At 42.3% G+C, this 6,622-nt stretch carries 8 protein-coding genes; 1 reads left to right on the top strand and 7 read right to left on the bottom strand.

The genetic code is table 11. The features are described from left to right. Positions 1–78: 78 nt before the first annotated feature. The 6 genes from L8106_RS17575 to L8106_RS17550 form a co-directional block, all read right to left on the bottom strand. Positions 79–1,134 carry a M42 family metallopeptidase gene (locus L8106_RS17575; protein ID WP_009785741.1) on the bottom strand — a complete coding sequence of 352 codons (1,056 nt, stop codon included), beginning with the start codon at positions 1,132–1,134 and terminating at the stop codon, positions 79–81. Between the two features lie 143 nt (positions 1,135–1,277). Beyond that, on the bottom strand, positions 1,278–1,460 hold the full coding sequence (locus L8106_RS17570; protein ID WP_039896588.1) for a hypothetical protein: 183 nt from the start codon (positions 1,458–1,460) through the stop codon (positions 1,278–1,280). Between the two features lie 45 nt (positions 1,461–1,505). Beyond that, on the bottom strand, positions 1,506–2,900 hold the full coding sequence (locus tag L8106_RS17565; RefSeq protein WP_039896601.1) for an S-layer homology domain-containing protein: 1,395 nt from the start codon (positions 2,898–2,900) through the stop codon (positions 1,506–1,508). Between the two features lie 101 nt (positions 2,901–3,001). Further along, positions 3,002–3,685 (bottom strand): SDR family oxidoreductase, encoded by a 684-nt coding sequence (locus L8106_RS17560; protein WP_009785739.1) that lies wholly within the window; start codon positions 3,683–3,685, stop codon positions 3,002–3,004. A 45-nt stretch (positions 3,686–3,730) separates the two neighbouring features. Then, a complete protein-coding gene (bioF, locus tag L8106_RS17555; RefSeq protein ID WP_009785738.1) occupies positions 3,731–4,939 on the bottom strand; it encodes an 8-amino-7-oxononanoate synthase in 1,209 nt (402 codons plus the stop codon). Further along, positions 4,939–5,145, bottom strand: coding sequence for a hypothetical protein (locus tag L8106_RS17550; protein WP_009785737.1), 207 nt, complete (start codon positions 5,143–5,145; stop codon positions 4,939–4,941). Before L8106_RS17550 ends, bioF begins: the two co-directional genes overlap by 1 nt. Before the next feature lie 191 nt (positions 5,146–5,336). Between L8106_RS17550 and L8106_RS30740 the strand changes: the two genes are divergently transcribed. Beyond that, positions 5,337–5,504: a metallothionein gene (locus tag L8106_RS30740; protein ID WP_009785736.1), complete on the top strand. Its 168-nt coding sequence runs from the start codon at positions 5,337–5,339 to the stop codon at positions 5,502–5,504. 61 nt (positions 5,505–5,565) lie between these two features. Here L8106_RS30740 and L8106_RS17545 read toward each other — a convergent pair whose 3' ends face one another. Continuing rightward, a complete protein-coding gene (locus L8106_RS17545) occupies positions 5,566–6,582 on the bottom strand; it encodes a hypothetical protein (RefSeq protein WP_009785735.1) in 1,017 nt (338 codons plus the stop codon). Between the last annotated feature and the right edge of the window lie 40 nt (positions 6,583–6,622).

Raw genomic sequence — 6,622 nt, 5'->3', positions numbered from 1 at the left:
ATTTTTCGCCTTTCACCTTTACTACTATAAATAGAATATTTGGCTCTGTCAACCCCAAGCTACAATTTTTTTTTGAGACTAATGGGGAAATTCGCTAAAACTTCCTTGACAGTAGGCTTCCAGGATTTTAATGCAGTTGACAATGGCGCCTAAATGGGCGATTTCATAGCCGTGAGTATTTTGGGTGGGGAAGCCTAAACAAGCCCCTCTGGCGACATGACCCATTTTCATCGCAATAGACGCATCACTCCCAAACCCACTGAGAAGGGTTAACTGGAGGGGTATATCTACCGCTTTTGCGGCTTGGCGTAGTTCTCCATTCAAGCCTTCATCATAAATTCCGTAGGCATCTTGAGACAACAACACGGGGGCTTCGCTGTCTTCAACGGGATATTCGGGGGCGAGAGGACAAATTTCTAAGGCGATTAACGCTTCTAAGGGTTGGCGTTGAGTAAAGTATAACGCCCCTATCGCACCGACTTCTTCTTTGGCTGAGGCGACTAAATAAACATCAAAGGGCGGTTTTTTTACGGTTTCTGCTAACGCTAATAAAATCGCAACGGAGGCTTTATTATCGAGGGTATAGCTGCCAATATAATCTTTGAGTCTAATCGGTTTTTTGCGATGTTTACCGACTACCATTCTGGTTCCTGGACGTATTCCTGCGGCGGCTAATTCGTCGAGAGTACATTTGGTTTCTACCCAAACATTTTCCCACTTTAACGCTTTGTGTTCTTGCTGAACTTTTTGCGGAGATTCGTGAGAAATATGACGAGAACCAAAACTCAATATACCCGGAATGGTTTGATGATCTCCAAGTAAGTCAACGACACCTTCTCCATACACCCAAGGGAAAGAACCGCCTAATTTTCTCACTTCGACTTTTCCACCAACTCTGACTGTTTTAACAATCGCCCCAATTTCGTCTTTATGGGCGGTAATTGCGATCGCCCGTTGGCTATCTTTACCGACAATTTTAGCGATAATATTATCGGCGTGATCGCGCCAAACTTCAACCCCTAACTGTTGAAATCGTTGTATTAAAGCTTGATTGATTTCACATTCTGCCCCACTGGGAGAATGATTTAAAACTAATTCCTCTATCGTATTAAATAGGCGATCAAAATCCCACATACATCAATTCAGTTGGTTGTTGTGCTTCAGCACATTCTATCAATTAATGAAGATAAATGGGGAATAAAAACTCAGTTTTTGTGAGAAACCAGGTTTTAAGACTATCAAATTTTAGTCAAATTCGTAGTTCTGCTTAAACGCATTTATGAATACTCCAAAAACAAGTTAACGATAACTTTTTGCTGAGTTTTCAACAGACTTGAGTGAGAGTTATCTAACTTTTTGTTCAACTTCTCGGCGACAATAAAAATCGCCATTAGGAAAAAAACAACATAAGGTAAAACTAGAATTCGACTCAGCGATCGCAGACGATGACGGTTAAACATTTATCCTACAATTGATCACAACTCTATTTTTATGAGGATAACAACTTAATCGCTAGAATTTCCACTATTTTGAGTTTGATTTTGGGCTTGTAAAACTTCTTGGGCGGAAATCCCATCACCTTGAAATCCAAAATACCACAAAGCAGAAGCGGCTTCGGCACGAGTTACAGGTTTTTTGGGTTGAAATAATGTTGTAAACCCAAACACTCGACGAATATTAGCGTTGTCACCGTTATCAAAATCGGCTAGAATTGCTCGCAACGAGTTAGAGTCAATTTTAGCGGTATCTTGGAAACCCCACCGTTCCTGAACAGCATCTACAGTGGCTTTAGGTAACGCCTGACGGGTATCTAAGGGAACTTTCCACAAAATCAGATCTTCGCGAGTTAGAGGGGCATCTGGGCGAAATTGAACCGCAGCGCTATCTCCTGACAATGAACTGGAGATTAAACCCGCTTCAGCTAATCCTTGAATTTCGGGAAAATAAGGATGGGTTGTCGATACATCGGTAAAGACAGGTTGATCGGAAGGAACTCCCAGACGAATTTGTTTGGGGGGTGTATTAGAGTAAAAGTTGTTATTGGCATTGACTAACCATCGCGCAAACTCGCCTCGTGTGATGGTACTGTTGGGGTTTGTGATAATTTGATCGCTGTTGCTGGGGTTGGTTGTGCGTCCCGGTGAAGATTGCAACACCCCTAATTTTGACACATCACTGACAAATTCTCGCAATTCTTGAGGAACAGTATCGAGTGCGGGAGAGGAGTTAGAGGCTTGGGGTGAGGGTGTAGGTGTGGGTGTTGGGGAAGTCGTCGGAGTGGGAGAAATATTGACGGTGGGTGAGTTGGTGGGTGTCGGGGAAGTCGTCGGTGTGTCGTTAGACGTCAGAGGTGGAGGGGGAGGAAGGGGAATGGTTGAAATAGATTTATCGCTGTCAGCGTTTTTGGCAATATTTTCATTTTCGCTATCTTGAATATAACGAATTTCAAAGTCAGTTTCGCTGCTGGAAATTGAATTGGGTTTGAGGGAAAGAGTGACTTGTAGGTTGTCTTTACGGGCGACAAATGAACCTTCCCCTTCAGGGTTTGGACGTTCAACAATTTGCCAATCTTGGGCGTTCAATTCTTGTTGATAATAGTTTTCGACTAAATTAATTGGATCGCTAGTTTTCCAGTGAGTGATCACATCTACTTCTGTCTCTTTTTCGGAAGCGGTAACATCCCGCAGTTTGGCGTTGGGATAAAGGGGAATTTGCGACGGGAAATTTTTAGGTAGCTGAACGAAGGTTTGATCAGGATTCTTGGAACTCGATTGATCAAATGGGGGATTATTTTGCAGTTGAGGATCAGGTTTAAAGGCTTCTTCTAGTGAAGAATTGGCACAGGCGTTTAAAGAAGCGATCGCGATCGCGCTTACAGCTATCTGAACGAAACGTTTCACGGGTTTTAGGTTGAGGTTTAGGAGAGAACAGAGTTGAGATTCTGAGTGGATTTTAACAAAATTAGCAGAGTCTATTTGCTCAACGATAAACTTCACTTTAATTATACCGGAACGCTGACCGGAACTCCATTTTCTTTGGTCGAAAGTTTCAAAATATAAGGAACGGCTTTTTTCACCCAAACATTTAAGGGAGTGTAGGACGCTGCATCTTCACCATAGCAAATTTCGAGCATATCCGTGTGAATAATTCCCGGACTCAAAGGAATAGCAGCTAAACCGGGAGGTAACTCTTGGGCGAGGGCTTGAGTCAATCCTTCAATTGCCCATTTTGATGCACAATAGGGGGCGACTTGCGGCGAGGTTGAACGTCCCCAACCTGAACTTAAGTTAATCACAATTCCCTGTTTTCTAGCAATCATCGCGGGTAAAACATGGCGAATAACGTGGGTGACGCCTTTGATATTGACATCAATCAGTTGGGAAAATTCTTCACTAGGAACTTCCCAAAGCGGGGCTAAACGATTAACTAAAGCTGCATTGTTAATCAAAATATCGGGGGCGGAAACTTTTGATAAAAAATCTTTTGCCCAGGTTTTGACTTGATTTTCATCGGTCACATCAACGACGGTAAAATGATGAGGTTTACCATATTTTTGATTCAGTTCTTTGATGGCTTCTCGCGATCGCGCACACCCAATTACGGTATGTCCTAACTCAATAAAATCTTCGGTCATTGCTTGACCCAAGCCTCGACTTACCCCAGTGATTACAATTGTTTTAGTCATTTTTACCCAGATTTACTACAGTTTTAAGTTGTTATGTGAATTCATTCAACAGACTTCTTCTTCGGTTAATATTGAAAATAATACATCGACTAGCTTTTGTAAATGATGGACATTATGAGTTGCCATGAGTGTGATTCTAATTCTGCTGGTGCTGACCGTAGGCGGACGAATAGCCGGGGCAAAAATTCCTTCTGCTTTTAATTGTTGTCCGACATTTAACGCGGTTGTTGCGTTGGGAAGGTGAACACAGAAAATCGGAGAATGAAAACTCGACCAAGACTCAACAAAGTTTTCTTGAGTTGTCGTTTTTTCCTGTTTTTCTTGCAAGAACTGTTTAAGTGTATTTATATTATGCCATAATTGACTCCGACGTTGGGGTTGTTGCTGAATTATTTTAACAGCTTCTAGGGCGGCAGCGGTATCAGCAGGGGTTAATCCTGTGGTATAAATCCAACTGGGTGAACGGTTTCGCAAAAAATCAATTAAAGTTGCACTTCCCGCCACATATCCGCCTAAACTTCCTAAGGCTTTGCTGAGGGTTCCCATTTGAATTAATGGTTGTCCAGTACAGCCCAAATATTCGACACAACCCGCCCCAGTTTTGCCTAAAATTCCTGTCGCATGGGCTTCATCGACGAGTAACATACAGTTGAATTCGCTCGCCAATTCTAATAATTCGGGTAAAGAACATAAATCCCCATCCATGCTAAATACACTATCGGTAATGATTAAAGTTTTCCGATATTGATGGCGATGTTGCTGAAGAATTTGTCTGAGTTCTTCGGTATCATTGTGATCATATTCAAGAATTGTTGCACCACTGACTTTAGCACCATTTTTTAGGCTAGAATGATTGTATCGATCTGATAAAATCAAGTCTCGTCTGCCAACTAATGCTGAAATTGTCCCTAAGTTAGCTAAATAACCAGAACTAAAAACCAGGGCATCTTCTGTTTGTTTTAGACGGGCAATGGCTAATTCTAATTCTCGATGAAGGTGGCGGTGTCCAGTGAGTAAACGAGAACCTGTTGTTCCGGTACCAAATTTTTTTGTAGCGGTAATTGCGGCATTAATTAATTGTTGATCTCCGGCTAATCCTAAATAATCGTTACTGGCAAAATTAATCAGTTCTCGCCCGTCTAAAGTTATTGTTGGCCCAGGTAAACTTTCTACGGTTTGTACACTGCGATACCAGTCAGCCCGGTGAATGGTTTCTAGCGATCGCTCTATCCAAGTATAAGCATCTGTTGACATTATTCAGGATCTCGAATTTCAGCGCTATTATCCCGAACAGTCGGGAGTTTCTCCACTAACCCCATATCAAAAGCAATATCAGGTAATTCCCCGGCGATATATTTGCCCGGTTCGTACACACGACTGGGAGTAAAACAGGTTTGTCGAAGTTCGACGACTTCACCTGCATCAAACATTCCTCGAAAGAGTCTGCGTTCTATTCCCATCTGTCAATCCCTGCCTAACAAGTGACTCGATTTTCTTACTTTAACATTACAACTAAAAACTCTGGATTTGAACTAGCTTTTTTTATATTCTCACTGGGTTCAGAGAAATTTATAAAGAAAAGTTAAAACTATATCTGAATATCTGTTCAGATGTTAAATTAAAAACAGAAGCTCACTCGGAGAATATCGCGATGTCTGCTGTTACTCAAATGAAATGCGCCTGTGAATCTTGTCTATGCGTTGTTTCCTTAGAAAATGCCATCAAGAAAGACGGCAAACCCTACTGTTCAGAAGCCTGTGCCAACGGCCATCCCAACGGTTCCGGCTGCGGTCATACAGGTTGCACCTGCGGTTCATAACAAATTCCTGACAGTTATCAGTCAATCGAAAGCCGAGAACAGAGAAAAAACCGATAACTGTTCACGGAAAAAACGGGTTACTGATAACTGTTAACGGGTCACTGTTTAGCACACCATTTTGACAAATATTATCTAAATTTGCACCCAAAGCACAAGCGTGTTCCGCCATCGCCCAAGCAATCGCATCAAACAATGGTGTCGCCCACACACGTCCTGCTTGAATTGAGCCTGCTTTTTGAACAATCTCAACAGCCTGTGCAACTTCAATAATGGCAACATTGGGATTATATTCTGCGGCGCGTTCAATCATCGGATGCCAAGCCAGAGAATGCCCTTCTTTATTGCTTTGTCCGCCCCTGACTCTCGGCCCAATATTGTAGAGTTGTTGTTGTTGGTAAAAAGGCATTATTCTCGATTGAATCCGATATTCCCACCATAAATCTCGTGAATGCAAACCTGTTACCAACATTTGCGCCCCCGGACGAGGATTTGCTGCATTCGCAACATTAGCATCAGCCGTTAATACAATCGTTTGAACGTGGGAATTCCCCTTATGAACTCCCGCAATAAAATGTTCTAATGCTTGGAAACCGTTTAGATTTTCACCATACATTTGAATCGTTGGTGTTAATACAAAAAATCCTAATGCTTCTAACCGTCGCTTCATTTCAATCACAGTAATTGTATTCCAAACTCGACCAATTGGAACTCCATTAACTGACGCTCCTGGTTGCATACCATTAGAAGTATATTGAATGGGTAAAATAGCGATGGGTTTGTCGGTATTAATGTGTATTGGGGCGGCGTCAGCGTGTGTCCAGTTGCGCCCGGTGTAGTTGTATTGAACTTGATAAATACCCTGTCCGGCTCGGTATTGATAAAAGCGTCCATCGGGTACAATAGCAACGGTTTCGGTATAATTAGAACTGTCGGTTTTTTGGGGTTTATCGAGGGGTAAAGATTGCCGACAGTGTTGGTAGAGGTACGCTCGTGAGGAGGTGCAGTTGTCTGCGGCTTGGGCGGGTGAGAGGGCAAAAATCGTGATTATTGCTGAACAGAGTGCAATCTTTAATTTCATTTTCGGTTGATTGGAGTTCAGAGATCATTTTATTCAATAA

The organism is Lyngbya sp. PCC 8106 (assembly GCF_000169095.1).
Taxonomy (GTDB): Bacteria; Cyanobacteriota; Cyanobacteriia; order Cyanobacteriales; family Microcoleaceae; genus Capilliphycus.
The sequence above is the reverse complement of the archived record's forward strand: the minus strand, read 5'-3'. Positions and strand labels throughout refer to the sequence as shown.